General features: G+C 59.8%; 18 protein-coding genes. 10 read left to right on the forward strand and 8 right to left on the reverse strand.

Annotated features, from left to right (window positions below):
* Positions 1-223 precede the first annotated feature (223 nt).
* The gene (locus tag E5K03_RS15340) at positions 224-1,192 is read left to right on the forward strand and encodes a transcriptional regulator (RefSeq protein ID WP_138007675.1); all 969 of its coding nucleotides are present in this window, start codon (positions 224-226) and stop codon (positions 1,190-1,192) included.
* Positions 1,193-1,223: 31 nt separating this feature from the next.
* Here E5K03_RS15340 and E5K03_RS15345 read toward each other — a convergent pair whose 3' ends face one another.
* A complete protein-coding gene (locus E5K03_RS15345) occupies positions 1,224-1,478 on the reverse strand; it encodes a glutathione S-transferase N-terminal domain-containing protein (RefSeq protein WP_138007676.1) in 255 nt (84 codons plus the stop codon).
* A 124-nt stretch (positions 1,479-1,602) separates the two neighbouring features.
* On the opposite strand from E5K03_RS15345, the gene E5K03_RS15350 reads away from it, so the two are divergent.
* Positions 1,603-2,346, forward strand: a complete 744-nt coding sequence (locus tag E5K03_RS15350; RefSeq protein WP_138007973.1) for a sulfite exporter TauE/SafE family protein — start codon at positions 1,603-1,605, stop codon at positions 2,344-2,346.
* Positions 2,347-2,379: 33 nt separating this feature from the next.
* Here E5K03_RS15350 and E5K03_RS15355 read toward each other — a convergent pair whose 3' ends face one another.
* The 6 genes from E5K03_RS15355 to E5K03_RS15380 all read right to left on the reverse strand — a co-directional run bounded on the left by E5K03_RS15355 (position 2,380) and on the right by E5K03_RS15380 (position 8,798).
* On the reverse strand, positions 2,380-3,777 hold the full coding sequence (locus E5K03_RS15355) for an NCS2 family permease (RefSeq protein WP_138007677.1): 1,398 nt from the start codon (positions 3,775-3,777) through the stop codon (positions 2,380-2,382).
* A gap of 151 nt (positions 3,778-3,928) precedes the next feature.
* On the reverse strand, positions 3,929-4,642 hold the full coding sequence (locus tag E5K03_RS15360) for a phosphoribosyltransferase family protein (protein WP_138007678.1): 714 nt from the start codon (positions 4,640-4,642) through the stop codon (positions 3,929-3,931).
* A gap of 111 nt (positions 4,643-4,753) precedes the next feature.
* On the reverse strand, positions 4,754-5,596 hold the full coding sequence (locus tag E5K03_RS15365; protein WP_138007679.1) for a polyprenyl synthetase family protein: 843 nt from the start codon (positions 5,594-5,596) through the stop codon (positions 4,754-4,756).
* Positions 5,597-5,674: 78 nt separating this feature from the next.
* On the reverse strand, positions 5,675-6,631 hold the full coding sequence (locus tag E5K03_RS15370; protein ID WP_138007680.1) for an electron transfer flavoprotein subunit alpha/FixB family protein: 957 nt from the start codon (positions 6,629-6,631) through the stop codon (positions 5,675-5,677).
* Complete coding sequence (locus E5K03_RS15375; protein ID WP_138007681.1) at positions 6,628-7,422, reverse strand: electron transfer flavoprotein subunit beta/FixA family protein; 795 nt, start codon at positions 7,420-7,422, stop codon at positions 6,628-6,630. Before E5K03_RS15375 ends, E5K03_RS15370 begins: the two co-directional genes overlap by 4 nt.
* Positions 7,423-7,547: 125 nt before the next feature.
* Complete coding sequence (locus tag E5K03_RS15380) at positions 7,548-8,798, reverse strand: helix-turn-helix transcriptional regulator (RefSeq protein WP_138007682.1); 1,251 nt, start codon at positions 8,796-8,798, stop codon at positions 7,548-7,550.
* A 122-nt stretch (positions 8,799-8,920) separates the two neighbouring features.
* Here E5K03_RS15380 and E5K03_RS15385 point away from each other — a divergent pair, with 122 nt between their 5' ends.
* Positions 8,921-10,276: a DUF7094 domain-containing protein gene (locus E5K03_RS15385; protein WP_138007683.1), complete on the forward strand. Its 1,356-nt coding sequence runs from the start codon at positions 8,921-8,923 to the stop codon at positions 10,274-10,276.
* A 100-nt stretch (positions 10,277-10,376) separates the two neighbouring features.
* Positions 10,377-10,862: a type IV pilin gene (locus E5K03_RS15390; protein ID WP_138007684.1), complete on the forward strand. Its 486-nt coding sequence runs from the start codon at positions 10,377-10,379 to the stop codon at positions 10,860-10,862.
* Between the two features lie 32 nt (positions 10,863-10,894).
* On the opposite strand, the gene E5K03_RS15395 is transcribed toward E5K03_RS15390, so the two are convergent.
* Complete coding sequence (locus E5K03_RS15395; protein ID WP_138007685.1) at positions 10,895-11,515, reverse strand: methyltransferase domain-containing protein; 621 nt, start codon at positions 11,513-11,515, stop codon at positions 10,895-10,897.
* Positions 11,516-11,661: 146 nt separating this feature from the next.
* Here E5K03_RS15395 and ahaH point away from each other — a divergent pair, with 146 nt between their 5' ends.
* From ahaH to E5K03_RS15425, 6 genes are all read left to right on the forward strand, one after another.
* Positions 11,662-11,991 carry an ATP synthase archaeal subunit H gene (ahaH, locus tag E5K03_RS15400; protein WP_138007686.1) on the forward strand — a complete coding sequence of 110 codons (330 nt, stop codon included), beginning with the start codon at positions 11,662-11,664 and terminating at the stop codon, positions 11,989-11,991.
* Positions 11,992-11,994: 3 nt separating this feature from the next.
* Complete coding sequence (locus E5K03_RS15405) at positions 11,995-14,166, forward strand: V-type ATP synthase subunit I (RefSeq protein WP_240730052.1); 2,172 nt, start codon at positions 11,995-11,997, stop codon at positions 14,164-14,166.
* Between the two features lie 181 nt (positions 14,167-14,347).
* Positions 14,348-14,596 (forward strand): hypothetical protein, encoded by a 249-nt coding sequence (locus tag E5K03_RS15410; RefSeq protein ID WP_138007687.1) that lies wholly within the window; start codon positions 14,348-14,350, stop codon positions 14,594-14,596.
* 20 nt (positions 14,597-14,616) lie between these two features.
* Positions 14,617-15,198 carry a V-type ATP synthase subunit E gene (locus tag E5K03_RS15415; RefSeq protein ID WP_138007688.1) on the forward strand — a complete coding sequence of 194 codons (582 nt, stop codon included), beginning with the start codon at positions 14,617-14,619 and terminating at the stop codon, positions 15,196-15,198.
* Positions 15,195-16,241 (forward strand): V-type ATP synthase subunit C, encoded by a 1,047-nt coding sequence (locus tag E5K03_RS15420; RefSeq protein WP_138007689.1) that lies wholly within the window; start codon positions 15,195-15,197, stop codon positions 16,239-16,241. The genes E5K03_RS15415 and E5K03_RS15420 overlap by 4 nt, the downstream gene beginning before the upstream one ends.
* Positions 16,238-16,564 (forward strand): V-type ATP synthase subunit F, encoded by a 327-nt coding sequence (locus tag E5K03_RS15425; protein ID WP_138007690.1) that lies wholly within the window; start codon positions 16,238-16,240, stop codon positions 16,562-16,564. The genes E5K03_RS15420 and E5K03_RS15425 overlap by 4 nt, the downstream gene beginning before the upstream one ends.

Genomic DNA, 16,564 nt, shown 5'->3' on the forward strand with positions numbered 1-16,564 from the left:
CCCACGGGTCAGGTGTTGAGCAAATCAAAGATTTGCGAAAGCCGAAAACGGACGTTTTCGGAAACCCGTGGTACTCTGCCTCGAAACCGTATAGATCCGCCGGGAACAAAATAGTATATAACCGTTTCCACCCGGCCAACCGCAGAGATCGCCCGATAGCTATACGATCGGAATGGGCCTGGTGCCACAACGCCTATATATGATGAGCCGCTTACCTTCGGATATGTCTCGGTCCGCTCTCGTCGGAAACATCGCCGCCATGCTCGACGACGCAGGCTTTCTCGTGAGCGATCGGTGTGCGCTCCGGCCGAAGAGCTTCGACCTCGCGGCTCGCCGCGGCGAGGACCTGGTGTTGCTGAAGATCCTCGGTAACATCGACGCGCTGGACGCCGAAACCGGTGCTGAGCTGCGCCGGCTCGGAGAGTATCTTTCGGCGACGCCGATGGTGATCGGTCTGCGCACTCGTGACGAGGACCTCAATCCCGGTGTCGTCTACTTCCGCCACGGCGTCCCGGTGTTTCACCCCGACACCGCGTTCGACCTGTTCGTCGAAGCGGTTCCGCCGCTCATCTACGCGGCCCCTGGCGGACTGTACGTGAGCATTGACGGCGACCTGCTGGCTGATGAACGCGAAGAACGCGGGTGGAGTCTCGGCCGGCTCGCAAGCGAGCTTGGCGTCTCCCGTCGGACGGTTTCGAAGTACGAAGACGGTATGAACGCCTCGATCGACGTGGCGATTCAGCTCGAAGAACTCTTCAACAAGCCGTTTTCGAACCCGGTGTCAGTGCTCGATGGCACCGACGAGATCCGCGAGGCCGATCCGACCCCTGAGGATCCAGCAGTCGACCCTGACGACGAACATGTCCTCACCGTCCTCACACGGGCGGGATTCGAGGTTCACCCGACCGTTCGATCGCCGTTCAAAGCCGTCAGCGAGGACAGCGACAGCCGCGAGCGAAACGTCCTCACCGGTCACTCGACGTTCACAAAGACGGCCGAAAAGCGCGCGAAGCTCATGTCGTCGATCGGCTCGGTCACGCAGACGCGGTCGGTGTACTTCACCAAAGAGCAATCGAAGCACGAGTCCGTCGATGGGACTGCGATCGTCTCCTGTGAGGAGTTGGCAGCGATCGACGATCCCGACCGAATCCGTGAGTTGATTCGCGAGCGAGCAGCCGAGCCCGATCGCTGAGGTCGGCCCGTCTCAACGCGGGTAAAAAAGATTACGCGGCGCTGCCATACGTCTCTTCGAGATACTCGACGATATCGCCGCTTTCGGGCATGCCGTCGATTCCGTTGGCCTCGTCGATGAGCACCGGTACACCGGTTTGGCCGCTGACATCCTTGACTTCGGTTCGTTCGCCGTGCGATCGGGGCACCATCCGTGATTCGTAGTCAAGTCCAAGCGCTTCGAGTTTGCTTACGACTTTCGCACAGTACGGACAGCCTTCGAGTTCGTACAGAATGAGGTCTGACATCAACAGCAAGTACGCGCCGGACCAACCTTAATGTCGTGGGGACGTGTTCGTCGAGTGCACACCCCCAGCGCCATTTATCACGCAGCCCGTAAACGGATTGGGTGTGCTTCCTGTCGGATCGACGATGGCGATCGCCGTCGTCCTCTTGGGGGTTGCAGGGCTCGTCACCGGGATCGCGGGATTCGGCTTCGCGCTCGTCGGCACGATGGGGCTCGCAACGGTCATCGGCCCGCGAGCGGCGGTCCCGTTCATGTTGCTGCCGATCGTCGCGGCAAACGCGTCGCTGCTTCGCGAACTCGATGCCGGCGAGCTACCCACCTGTGCTCGACGATTTGGGCCGTACGTTCTCGCGACGCTCGTGGGGACGATCGCCGGCATGGTCCTTCTCGATCGACTGCCGGCGCGGCCGCTCACGATCGGGCTTGGAGTGTTGACCCTCGGGTACGTCCTCGCGAGTCAGGACGCGATCGAGGTACCCGGCCTCGAAGCGCTCACCGAGCGGTGTTTCGTGTCGAGCCGGCGAGGAACGATCGCGCTCGGAGCCGTCTCAGGGATCGTCTTCGGGGCGACGAACGTCGGCGTCCAGATCATCGCGTACCTGCAGAGCCGCGATCTCTCACACTCGGTGTTTGTCGGCGTCATCGGCATGACGTTTCTCGGCATCAACGGCGTTCGCGCCTTTGCGGCCGGCGTACTCGGGCTGTACCCCTCACTCGAATTTGTGGGGCTCTCGCTTGCGGCGATCGTGCCGGGGCTCGCTGGCGTCGCAGTTGGCAAACGGATCCGAGTGGCGATTCCCGCCGAACGCCGAGAACTGCTCGTCTTGGGACTGTTGACCGTAATCGGAATCAGGCTCCTTGTCGGCTAAGAGTCCGCGCGTCCCGCAGCTACCAGTGTTTGCTCACGCGAGCGTGCCGAACCGGATCGCGAAGTACGCGACACACGCAAGCGCCATGACCCACTGGAACGGGTGGACCTGATCGGTTCGACCCGCAGCCACGGAGACGATCGGATAGCTGAGCAGTCCAGCCGCGATCCCGTAGGCGATGCTCGAGGTCAGCGGCATAATCATGATAGTCAGTCCTGCCGGAATTGCGTGGGTGATGTCGTCCCAGGCGATCTCGACAACATTTCGGAGCATCATCACGGCCACGACGACGAGCGCCACGTACGGTGCAAACGAGGGGATCGCCCCCAGAAGTGGCACGAACGGCAGCGCGAGGAGGAAGAGTCCGGCGACGACGAGCGCGGTCAGGCCGGTCCGGCCGCCCTCACCGATGCCTGCGGCCGATTCGATATACGTAGTCACCGTCGAGGTCCCCAAGATACCGCCGACGGTCGTCCCCACAGCATCGGCCATGAGCGGTTTGTCGATGTCCGGGAGGTCCCCAGAGTCGTCGGTCATTCCCGCGGCCTGGCCCAGCCCCGTCAGGGTACCAGCAGTGTCGAAGAAGTCGACAAAGAAGAACGTGAACACGACGAGCGCGAAGGTGAGCGCCTCAACGTTGGCAAAGCCTGTGATAAACGCACCCGCGAGCGGCGCGATATTGAACGCCTCCGCACCGTAGGTGATCGAATCGAATCCGGGCGCGAACGTCGCGGTCTCGACGAGGCCGAGATCGCCACCGCCGGACTGCGGGGTGACGCCGATCGTCGAGCCGAGATACGCGACGGCACTCGTCACGAGGATGCCGATCACGATTGCCCCACGAACACCGCGGGCCCACAGCGCAAACGTCAGCAAGATTCCGATAACCGCAAGCACCGCGACCGGATCGGTCGCAATAATCGGATTGATACTGACCTCCGCGGTGATGATCCGCATCTGTTCGAGCCCGATCAGCGCCAGAAACAGCCCGATCCCGGCGGCAACCGAGAGCTTCACCGGCTCTGGGAACAGCCGGATCACGTACTCGCGTGCACCGATCGCCGTCAGAACGATGAACAACACACCTTCGAGGAAGACGGCGGCCAGTGCCGTCTCCCACGGGATCCCCAGTTCGAGAACGACCACAACAAAGAATGCGTTCAGCCCCATCCCCGGCGCTAATCCAAAGGGCAGATCCGCGTAGAAGGCCATAACGAGCATCGCGGCGACCGACGCAAGGATCGTCACGACAGCTAAGAGTTGGAAAGTGTTCTCACCGGCGTCGATCGCCGCTGAGAGGATCGCCGGGTTCACCACGATGATATACGACATCGTGAGGAACGTTGTCAGGCCAGCGATTGCCTCGGTTGCAACGGTACTGTCTCGCTCGGTTACGTTGAAATATGCTGATAGGCTATCTGTGAGCCCCATGTTACACGTATGGGCATAACTTCGAAATTTTACTTAAGCGTTCCCATAAACGTGCGTAAAATTGTGCATCAAATAGCAATTTATACCGATTATATACACATATGTGCTTATTCTCGGTGGTGAAGCGGCGGGTTGGCGGCGAGGTGTCCAATCACTCGAATCGCGACAACGCGCCGACCGGCGCGTCGGTCATCTCTTTCGCCCGATCGATTCCTTCGTCGCCGACCGCAATGAGTGCGAACACGCCGGCGACCTCGGTGTCGGCCTGTTCGGCGATATCCAAAAGCAGCTCTTGGGTTTCGCCCGATCGAATCAGGTCGTCGACAACTAACACCGTGTCGTTCGCCGACAGTGCTCGTGCGGGGAGGTAGTACGTGAGCTCAATCCCCGAAGCGAGCCGCTGGCGGGCCTCAATAAAGTCCTCGACCGCCGTCTCTTTCGACTTTTTTCCGTACGCGAGATTGGCATCGAAGTAACTCGCCATCGCTGCGCCAAGTGTGATGCCGTCGGTCGCCGCGGTGAGAACCACGTCGGGGCGATCGAACGCGAAGCTATCGGCGGCGACCGGTGCAACCAGATCGAGAAACGACTGATCGAAGACGACGCCGGAGTTGTCGACGTACCCCTCGTCGTCGACGGTGATCCGCGATTCGAGCTCATCAGCAAGGGCGTCGCGACCGATTCCGTCAACCACTTCCCGGGCACGGTCAGCCCCTGGTAAGACATGGCCATTGACATAGCGGTTCAGATCACCCGCAGGGAGCCCTGTAACCGCCGAGAGCTCGTCGTACGTTCGCGTCTGTTTCAACATTCGCAGGACGGCGACCGCTTGCAGTTGGAGGGCGGCCTTCTCTGCTCTGTTCATACCATGGGTTGACGAATTACGCAAATATGAACACTTCGATATCTACTATGGGGTGAGATACGCATAAACGTGGTAACTCATGTACACCGCAGATGAGTGCTCAAGGGAGAGTCAGCGCTCACGGACGACGACAAACTCCGCAAGATCGCGGAGGTATCCGCGTGCTTCAGTGTCGGGAATGCCAGTTGATTCCAGCGCTTCGAGCGCGCGATCGGACTCCCTACGGGCCCGTTCGTTCGCTTCCTCGGGGGTCAGATTCGTGACCTGCACGAGTGAGGGGCGTTCCATCGCTTCGTCTTGGCCGGCGGGTTTGCCGAGTTCGACAGCGGTCGCGGTCGCATCAAGCACGTCGTCGCGGATCTGAAAGGCGATCCCGACTCGCTCAGCGTACTCACCGAACCCTTCAATGACGTACGGATCAGCGCTACCAGCGACCGCACCGAGCTCCGCGGCGGCTCGAAACAGCGCGCCAGTCTTCCGGCGGGCGAGTGTCATGTACTCCTCCTCGTTAGTCGGCCTCGCGACGAGTTCAGTGGCCTCGCCTTCGCCTAACTCGATCATCGACTCCGCAACGATCTGCATGGCCTGTTCGTTCTCCGAAAACAGCGAGAACGCCTCACCGAGAAGCCCGTCACTCGCGATGATTGCCGGGCCGTAGCCGTATTGGTTCCAGGCGCTTGGTGTGCCACGACGGACATCCGATCGATCGATGATATCGTCGATAACGAGTGAGGCGTTGTGGACGAGTTCGATACCGGCCGCAAAATCCACTGCGTCCGCCGACCGGCCGCCAACGGCCTCACACGCCAGAATTGTCACCGCTGGCCGGACTCGCTTGCCGCCCGCGAGCACGACGTGTTCGAGCTCCTCGGAGAGCTCGTCGGGGTCGACGGCGTCGATGACCGCTCGGAGGCGATCGTTCACCATCGCGACCCGCGACTCCAAATACTCCATTACCCCTTGATACGGCTGTGAGCCAGAAGTAGGTGACGAATCCCCGATCGACCACCGCGGGCCGACAGACGAGCGTTCCTACTCGTCGAACTCCGCAATCAGTGCCGGCACCACGTCGAAGAGGTCGCCGATGATCCCGTAGTCGGCGATATCGAAAATCGGTGCGTCGGGATCGGTGTTGATCGCCACGATCGTCTCGGAGCCTTTCATGCCAGCAACGTGCTGGACAGCCCCCGAGATGCCGATCGCAATGTAGACATCAGGGGTGACGACCTTCCCAGACTGGCCGACCTGACGGTTCTTCGGCAGCCAGCCGTTGTCGACAATCGGTCGTGAGGACGACAGCGTCGCCCCGAGCGCATCGGCCAGCCGCTCGACGAGCTCAATGTTCTCTTCCTCCTCAATCCCACGGCCCACCGACACAAGCACGTCTGCGTCAGTGATATCCACGTCGCCGCCGCCGACCTCCTCGAAGCCGGTGACAGTCGATCGCATCGCCGATTCGTCGACCGAGACCTCGAACGGCTCGATCGTTGCACCGCCGGTCCCCTCGGCTTTGGCCCATTCGCTGCCGCGGACAGTTACTGCGAACGGCTCTTCGGAGACGGTGACAGTCGTTTCGACCTTCGAGCCGTACATCTCACGGGTGACCGTGAGTGTCTCGTCGTAGGAGAGTTCGATCGCGTCAGTCACGAGCGGCATGCCGAGGCGTTCGGCGATCGCCGGCGCATAGTCGAGCCCGTTGACGCTGTTTGGCATGAGGAGCGCGGTCGGGGCCAGTTCGTCGTACAGTGCCTCGATCGACTGGACGTACACGTCGTGGTTGAACTCCTCACCGTGATCGACAGTGTAGATCGTGTCGATCCCGTCGCGATCGAGCGTCTCGGCGAACTGATCGACATCCCCAGAGATGACCGCGAGTGCAAGCGTGCCACCCATCGCATCGGCCAGGTCGGCGCCGGCAGTGATGAGCTCGTAGCTGACGTCCCGTAGTTGACCGCGTCGATGGTCGATGACCGCGAGCACGTCGCTCATTCTGCGCCCACCCCCTTCTCGCGGAGAAGCGTCGCAAGGTTTCCAGCAGCCGCATCGGCGTCGCCGTCGAACAACTCGACATTGGATTCGCTTTCTGGCTCGTACATAGCGGTGAGTTCGATCGGGCTGTCAACGATAGCTGCGTCAAGTCCGAGATCTTCGAGCGTCTGTACGTCGATCTCTTTTCGCTGAGCCATGCGAATCCCCCTGAGGCTCGCGTATCGTGGCTCGTTGATCCCCGTCTGGATCGTCAACACAGCCGGCAGCTCCACGTCAGTGAGTTCCTCGACGCCGCCTTCGAGTTCTCGGCGAACGTGTGCAGTCCCCGCGTCAGCGTCGAGATCCAGCGCGTTAACCACCGCTGCGTGGCCGAAGCCGGCGGCCTCGGCGACCGCAACACCGGTTGCGCCAAAGGAGTCATCGTGGGCCTGCACGCCGGTCAACACCATATCGGGCGCTTCAGCCTCGATGACGGCTTCGAATAGCTCGGCTTTCGTTCGGACATCGAGTAGTTCGGCCTCAGCCAGGGTGTCGTCCCACACCCGGATCGCCCGATCGACGCCCTTCGCTAGCGCCATCCGAATCGTCTCTTCTGCGCGTTCGGGCCCGATCGAGACAGACACGACCTCAATGTCGTCGTCGGCCTCCGCGAGTTGAACGCCGGTCTCGATCGCGTAGTCGTCCCACTCGTTAAGGTCGTACTCGAGATATCGATCGTCAATCGTCGTGCCGTCGAGTTCGAAGCCCTCCTCGACCGTCGCGACCTCTTTGACCGCTACGAGAACTTTCATTATTATCTGGGTACCTCTCCGCCGATGTAAACAGTTTCGAAAACCGCACCCCCGTGGTCGGCGGTTTCTGTCGACGAAGTGGCGATCATCGTGTACCGTGCTGGCGGCAATCCAAAGAGCGCCTCCTATCGGCTCCCAGGCCCGTTTTCATCGCCCTCGGTTCCGTTCGCAGCGTCTGCATCGGGTTCGTCGCCGGGGTCCGCCGGCGAGGTCTCCGGCAAGGAAATCAAGTTCTCTCGGCCCAGCCGAAGCTTCTCAACCCGATCGTCGGCCGCCATTGCCGACAGCAACTGAGAGACTTTTGCATCGGACCACTCGGTTTCGGCGACGATCGCTGCCTGTTTCATCCGCCCGCCGTTCCGTTCGAGCAGCCGCTCGACGCGCTCCTCGTCGGAGAGCAACGAGAGGTCTTCTGCAGTGTCAGCTTCGGATTCTGCATCTATGTTCTGTGCCGGAGTGGACTCATTCCCTGGCTGGCTTCCCTCACGATCGGCAGTGGTTGTTGCCGTACCGCCAGCAGCAGTGGTGGCCGAGTCGGTTCGTCGCCGCCACAAAAACACCCCGATCGCTAGTGCACCGACGACCACCGCAGCACCAGCAATAACAGCGAGTAACCTACCCAAGTCCCCGTTGGTATCACCGGGAATGCCTGAATCCACGTCATCCGGTGTTGACGGTTGGGATTCCTCGAATGTCATCGAGATGTGTTCTTCGGTGTCAAATCGATGGGGTCCGCGCTGGACGACAGTGTTCTCTTCAAACGAGACAGTAGAGCTTTCGATCGAGTATCCATCAGGGGCGCGGATTCGAAGCACCTGTGACTCTGACAACGATCGGAGCCATCGCTCGTCTTCACCGACGACGAACACGTCACCGAGTGAGAGTCGCCCCTCCTCCCGAGAGAGAAATTGCGACCACGTAAACGACAAGCGCAACTCACCGGCTGTCTCGTTAACTGTTGCCTCCCGAGAGACACCGGTGAGCTCCATTTCGCGATCTGTCGTTTCACTCGCCTGCACTGCGATGTTTTCGAACGGCTCAATCCGTGGACCAGCCGCGCTATCTCCGGCTTCATACTCCTGGGCGGTTGTTTCAAACGCCTCGCGCTGTTCGGCGTCTGCAAACTCATACGACGTTGTGACCGTCCATTCAGCGCTTTGGTCCGGCTGGAGTTCGATGATCATTTCAGTCTGATACGCCTGCTCGGGCGCTTGGATCTGCCCAACCGGTCCAGCGGGTTGGTCTGTCCCCATATGGATGGCAGTTTGATCGGTAACCGATGCAGTCGCAACACCCCCGATGAGACCGAGGGTTACCGCGGCCGCGAGGAGGCACAAACCGATAGAGAGGGCAACGAAACCGGAGACATACCGCATGTTTCCACCGTCTCATCCGCTTGGCAAAACGCTTTCCATCTCCCTTTTCTTGTTGGTTCGTTGAAGCCCGATACAATCGAGTCGATGCGTTTTTTGTGGCTGCTCTGTGAGCAGACGGATAGATGAAATCCCTCCCGCTTGTCGTTGCTGTCTTCCTCCTCACAGCATCCGTCGGGATCGGTGCGATCTCGCCGGCAGACATGTCGACTGAGACACCGACCGAACGGCCTCCCGACACGTTGACCGAGACCACCGACCCCAACACCGAGTTCATATCGCCTGATTGGGACGTGTTTAGCGCTGCGGGGTCCGAGCGACCGCCTCACCAGTTACAAACGGACGGTCCAGAACTCCGGCCGCCATCAGAGACACAAACACGGACGCTGGCGAACAACGCGAACGCCGTTGAGCGTTACGACCTCGATCGTGAACACGTCGATCTCGGCCCAGCAGTCTCAGTTGATACGGAGCGAACCGCTGGGACCCTAGAGACCGGTGCGGTCGAACGCCGGATCGAAAAAGCCGGCTCGGATGGGGAAACCCAACGACAGGTATTGGACGAACTCAATACGATTGAACAGGCGATCGTCACACTTGAAGAACGGCAACAGCAAGCCATCGAGCAGTACAATGCAGAAGAGATCGACAGTCACGAGTTAGTCATCACGCTCGTCACAATCCAAGAAGACGCGTTGCTGCTCGAAACACGCCTCGACACGATTACCTCGGGTGCTGAGGAGGGTGGATACACGGTAAATGCAAACCGACAACAGGAGATTCGATCAAGTCTTCAGCTGTTCTCGGGGCCCGTTCGAGGCTACGCCGCGTCGCTTCTCTACGGTGACAGCGACCCCGATCGGATCTACGTCGAAACGACCGAACGGGGGATCGTCCTAAGTGCGATCGACGGGACGACGTATCAACGCGAGGTTCTTCGCCCAGATCGACGAGAGCCAAGCGGCGGGACGGTCTCGCTTGAGGACGCCGAGTCGATCGTCGAAGCGAACTATCCCGAGATATTCAATCAGAGCACGACAGTCCGAGTCAGCGGATCTGAGTCAATCGTCCGCGTCACAATTGTTTACGACGGGGGCGAGCTGATCGCGTTCGTCGACGGCGGCTCCGAACAGGTTTTCAAAGAGCACCGCTCGGCCAGACTCAGTGGAGTAGTCGCATCGAATGAACGCTCGCGCACGCAAAGCGGCCTCGATGTCCGCGTCAGACAGACGTACGGGGGTGGACCGTTCGAGGTAGCGGTCGTCGATTCAGACGATGGTTCGCCCGTGTCGAACGCGACCGTCACTGTCGGACAGGGAAGCGAAGAGAGCGATGTCATTGGAACAACCAACGAGAACGGCATCGTCCACGGAATCGAGCCGCGTGGCTCGTACACGGTTTCGGTGCTACGCGGGACGAATACCGCGTTCCTTGAACTCGAGGCTACTGAACCGTCCCCACTTGCGGAGCCTGCGGAGTGACTTCTCCCACGACTAGCGTCGTGGGCTTTCTCATCGAATCTCTGTAATCGATACCGCGTACCGCCAGAGTTTTTATCCAATAACGCGGCCACAGCCTCGCATGTTGGATCGCGGAGCGGTTCCGATCGTCGCACACGTCCTCCTCGTGGGCCTTGTCGTCATTACCGCCGCGTCGGTCGGGGGGATGATGTTCATAACGGCAGATACTGTTCCGTCCGCACCGACGTTCGAACCGGATCGTCCCGCAGAGTCGGCACAGATCGACCTCGAAGCCGATCGGGCTGAATTCACTCTCACACACCAGGGGTCCGAACCGATCGACCTCGACGCAACGGCGGTGGAGATTACCGTCGAGGACGAGCCGTTGCGATTTCAGCCGACCGTGCCGTACTTTTCGATCGTCGGCTTTCGGCCGGGGCCGAAAGGTGCGTTCAATGTCGCCGGAGACGACCAGTGGAAGCCGAACGAGACGACGACGATCGAGGTCGTGCCGCCGAACGCTCCGATTCCACAGGCCGGTGCGGAGGTTACTGTGACTGTACACGTCAACGGCGATCGGTACGCAACAGCTAGCGATACCGCCTGATCGATCGGACTGTCCTGCGTGTAGCCAGTAAGCTACTCTGGGGCACGCGCGATCGTCGTAATCGCCTTCGGACTTCCGGGATACGCCTGCTGAATGTGGTGTTCGATGTCAACGAAGCCGGCCTCCTCGAACATCCGATCGGCCTCCTCGGCGTCATAAAACAGCATGATCGAATCCGCGACGGCCTGCATCGCCGACGATCGCGGATAATCGGGACCAACAACGAGCACCTTGTTGCCCGGTTTGACGACCCGTCGGAACTCCTCGAGGGCGTCGACGGGGTTCGGCCAGTATTCGATCGATCCCGAAGACCACACCACGTCGAAGCTGTTGTCTTGGAACGGGAGCCGCTCGGCGTCGCCGCGATAAAACCGGACGCGATCGTGTTTGCCGAACTTCTCGAACGCCTTCTGCATCTGGTGGATGCTCTGGTCGAGTCCGTGGACATCGTCGGTGTAGCGAAGCAACCCTTCGGTCGCAAAGCCAGTGCCACATCCCACGTCGAGAACCCGAGCACCCTCTGGGATATCGAGCAGCGATAGCGCCTCATCGCGCATCTCGTCGTTCCAGATGAACGGGTTGATCGTGTCGTACACCTTCGAGAGATATTTGTAAAAGAGCCGGGCCCGGGCTTTGTTCTCTAACACACCCATTGGTACTGATAGTAACGGGTCCGCGGACATAATCCTGCGGTTTCGTTCCGGTCGAAGGCAGACCAGACCGAAAGATCTCCAGTCGATCGGTGCGTTCCGCAAACACCTTATACAGCGGTCGTACAATGTTGGAATGATCAACGAGTATGGCGAGACCAGAGGTTCTCGAACGGATACAATCGGCCGAGTCGGAGGCCGAAGAGGTAATCGCGGCGGCAGAGGCCGACCGCGAGGAACGCATCGCCGAGGCCCGCCAGGAGGCCGACGAGATACGCGAATCGGCCCAACAGGAGGCCGATGAGCTCGAGGCCGATCGGCTTGAAATCGCCCGCGAAGAGATCGACGCCCGGCGCGAGGAGATCCTCGAGGAAGGAGAAGCCAAACGAGAGGCCTTGGAGGCCGAAGCCGAGGATCGAATCGACGACGCCGTCGACGTCGCGATCGAGCGGTTCAAAGCCGAAATCACAGGCAACTGAGAAATGAGCGTGCTTAGACCAGAGCGGATGAGTAAGGTCTCTGTGACCGGCTCGAAGCGGGTGCTCGACACCGTAATCGAGACCGTCCACGGGCTGAATCTCGTCCATCTAAACGACTATGACGAGTCCTGGGAAGGGTTCGAAGCCGGTAACTCGCTGGAGGGCGCCGACGAGACGGCCGAGCAGCTCGTTACCGTCCGATCGATCGAGAGCATCCTTGGCCTCGATGAGGCCGACGCGGCTGGCGGGAGTCGCCTCGCAGATGCCAACATCGCCGATCGGATTGACGATATCAGATCACGCGTCAACGAACTCGACGACGAACGCAATGAGCTCGACGGGCAGATCCGCGAACTAGATGAAGAGATTGAGGCGGTCAAGCCCTTCGCCGAGCTCGGAATCGATCTCGACCTGCTTTCAGGCTACGACAGCCTCGACGTTGTCGTCGGCCGCGGAAAGGCCGAAGCGGTCGACGCGAAGCTCGCCGGCGCTGAGGAGATCGACACCTACGAGCTCTTTGTCGAAGGCCGCACTATCGCTATCTTCGCTGCACCCGTTGCGGGTGTCGATAACCCCCTTGCAGATGCGCTCGTCGGCGTCGACTTCACGACATATGAGGTCCCGGACTCAGAGAAGAGTCCTGACGCGTACATCCAAGAGCTCGAACAGGAGAAGCGCACGCTGCAATCGAAGCTAACCACTGTCGAGAGCCGCCTCGAGGAGACCAAAATTGAGGAGGCCAACTTCATCCTCGCCGCCGAGGAGGCACTAACGATCGAGGCCCAAAAGAAAGAAGCGCCGCTTTCGTTCGCGACGACAAAGAACGCGTTCGTCGCCGAGGGATGGATCCCGACAAAGCGCTTCGATGAACTCGAATCCGCACTCGACGCCGCAGTTGGCGACAGTGTGCTGGTCGAAGAGCTCGAAATCGCGAGCTTCGGGGCAGACGGAAGCCACGCACACACCGAACACGTCACCGACAGCGGCGAGTCGGTTGCGACTGACGGCGGTCATGCGACTGAGGCGGACACGCCGCCGGTTGTGCAGAAATCCCCAACGGGCGTAAGATCGTTTGAGCTGTTGACCGAGGCCGTCAGCCGGCCAAAGTACAAAGAGTTCGATCCGACAATCCTCGTCTTCCTGACGTTCCCGCTCATGTTCGGCTTCATGATCGGCGACGTTGGTTACGGGGCGTTGTACCTCGCGATCGGCTACTTCATGTACAGCAACTACGAGTCTGCGGGAATCAAAAGCCTCGGCGGCGTAGCGATGTGGGCCGGCGCGTTCACGGTGTTGTTCGGTTTCCTCTACGACGAGGTCTTCGGACTGCACTTACACGACTACACATCGCTCGTCTCACAGCCCCTCCCGGAGTATGTCGGCATCCATTACATACACAAAGGAATCTACCCCGGAGACATCGACTGGGCGATCGGTTGGCTCGTCGTGAGTGTGCTTTTCGGAGTCTTGCACCTGAATATCGGCTATGTCCTGCAGTTCTTCGAGGATCTCGAGTTCCACGGCGTGAAGGATGCGGTACTCGAGTCCGGCTCCTGGATCCTAATGCTCAATGGGCTATGGGTGTGGATTTTCAGCGATCACGTCCGTGGTTCGAAACCAGACTTCCTCTTTGAGACGTTCGCTGCCGACAGCGTGGGGCCACTTGCGATCGGCTTTAGCGGATTCACAGAAACGATTGGGCTCATCGGGCTCGGGCTCTTTGGACTGGGTGTGGTTTTGTTGGCGCTTGCCTCGCTGGCGGAGGCGATCGAGTTCTTGAATGTCCTCGTTAACGGCCTCTCGTACACCCGGATCGCTGCGGTCCTGCTCGCAAAAGCAGGCATGGCATTGGCGGTGAATCTGTTGGCCTTTGGCGCATACCTCGAAGACGGAAGCTATTACTTCCTGATGACCGGAAGCGAACTCGAAGCCGCTCAAGCTGCGGGCCGAGAGGTTGTCTTCCCAGGGCTCATTACCTCCGGAAGTGCAGCCGGACTCATTGGCGGCCTGCTTGTACTCATTTTCGGACACATCATTGTCCTTGCGCTTGGCATCACAAGCGCCGGGCTACAGGCGATCCGCCTCGAGTACGTCGAGTTCTTCGGGAAGTTCTTCGACGGGGGCGGCGACGAGTACGATCCGTTCGGCTACGAGCGCCAATACTCGTCAGAGTAGCCCTGTTCGATCGCTGCGTTCGTCGATAGTATGATGGTGTATAGGAGTCTCACGAGCAGCCGCGATAGAGAGCGGTTGGCTCGACCGGGCGCTCGAACGTTTTGGGAAGTTTTATGATGACTCTGGGGCCAAATACGAACTGTTCGGAACCAACCACCCGAAAACGGACTGACTACCTATAATGATTGAAACCACGACGGAATTCGCGAACGTTGTACTGCAGGAAGGCACACTCACAGACCCATCAGCCGCCGCCGCCCTTGGCGTCGGCCTTGCGGCACTCGGTGCAGGCTATGCGGAACGGGGAATCGGTTCCGCGGCGGTCGGCGCGATGGCCGAGAACGAGGACCTGTTCGTTAACGGACTGATTCTCACTGTCCTACCGGAAACCATCGTCATCCTCGCACTGGTCGTCGTATTCTTGGTCTAACGACCGACGAGTATCAACCAATGAGTTTGGAAACAGTTGTTACGGACATCAAAACGGAGGCCGAAGCGCGCGCAGAGGAGATCCGCGAAGCGGCTGAATCGGAGGCTGAATCGATCGTCGAAGCCGCCGAATCAGATGCCGAGGAGCTCCTTGAGGAGCGTGAAGCTGCAGTTGAGCGGCAGATCGCCCAAGAGCGCGAACAGACACTCTCAAGTGCGAAGCTCGAAGCCAAACAGGCACGCCTTGAGGCGCGACGGAACGTCCTTGAGGAGGTCCGCGAGACAGTTGAATCGCGGCTTATGAGCCTCGATAGTGACGATCGCGAGGAGCTCACGCGTGAGCTCCTCGACGAAGCCGCCGAAGAGTTTGAAGACGTAAACAGTGTCTCAGTGTACTGTCGGGCCGACGATACGGAGCTGCTCGAGGAAATCCTCGCCGATTACGACGGCTTCAGTATTGCAGGCACTCGTGAGTGTCTCGGCGGTGTCGTCGTCGAGAGCGACGAATCTCGCGTTCGCGTCAACAACACCTTCGACTCCGTACTAGAGGATGTCTGGGACGATAATCTAAAAACGCTCAGCGACATCCTGTTCGACCAATGAACACGAGCGGCACATCGAACCCGGAGTACGTCAACGCCCGCGTTCGTGCACGTCGCGCAGCGCTTTTTACCGACGACGAGTACCGAAAACTGGTTCGGATGAGCCCTGCTGAGATCGCCCGCCGGATGGAAGAGACCGAGTACGAAGCCGAGATCAACGCGCTCGGCACGCGACACTCCGGCGTCGACCTCATCGAGTACGCTCTCAACCGAAACCTCGCAAAGCATTTTGATGATCTGCTCGACTTCTCGGAGGGGAAGGTCTATGACCTGATTGCACGATATCTCCGGAAGTTTGACGCGTGGAATGCCAAGACGATAATTCGAGGATTGTATGTCGGTGCGGACCGCGACTCGATCGAGACGGACCTCATTCGGGCTGGCGAGTTCAGTGATCGCATGATTTCGCGGCTGCTGGATGCCGGCACGATCGAGGACGTGGTAACGATTCTCGAGGGGACGATTTTCGGCGAGGGTCTCACAGAAGCGTACACAGACTACGAAGAAACCGATCTGTTGGTCCCGCTCGAGAACGCGATCGATCGCGGCTTCTATGGGCACCTACTCGACGACCTCCCGAATACGGAGCCGGTGCAGCTGTACCGGGAGTTCCTGGTTGCCGAGATAGACTTCCGGAACGCACGGAATGCGCTCCGGTTGGCCCGAAGTGGCGCAGACATCGATCCGGCCGCGTACTACATCGACGGCGGGAAGCTCTTTAGCCCGAGCGAACTCAACACGCTCGTTCAGGATCAAGAAGAACTCGTATCCCACATCCGCGAGAGCAGCTACGGACGAGAGCTCACAGACGTCCTCGACGAGCTAGAGGATGTCGATAGTATGATCTCGTTCGAGCGCGGGATCGAGAAGGTACTTTTAGCCTACTCGAAGCGGCTCGGCAACGTCTACCCAATGTCGATCGCACCAGTGATCTCGTACATCCTCGCAAAAGAGCGCGAGGTCGAGAACATTCGGGCGATCGCTCGTGGGCGGGAGGCCGGATTGAGTCAATCAGAGATTGAATCGGAGTTGGTGATCCTATGAGCCAGGAGATCGCAGTTATCGGCAGCCCAGATTTTACGACCGGCTTTCGGCTCGCCGGTGTGCGTAAATGCGAAAACGTCCCAGACCACGAGAAGGACGAACGGCTCGACGATGCCGTCGAACGCGTACTCGAAGACGATGATGTCGGGATCATCATCATGTACAACGACGATCTCGATCACCTCTCGCGATCGGCCCGAAACGCAGTCGAAACGAGCATCGAGCCGACGCTCGTCACCCTTGGCGGTGGCGCGGGCAGCGGCGGGCTCCGCGACCAAATTAAGCGAGCCATCGGAATCGACCTGATGGACGAAGAAGACTAA

Origin of the sequence: Halalkalirubrum salinum, assembly GCF_005543295.1 — an archaeon.
Lineage (GTDB): Archaea > Halobacteriota > Halobacteria > Halobacteriales > Haloferacaceae > Halalkalirubrum > Halalkalirubrum salinum.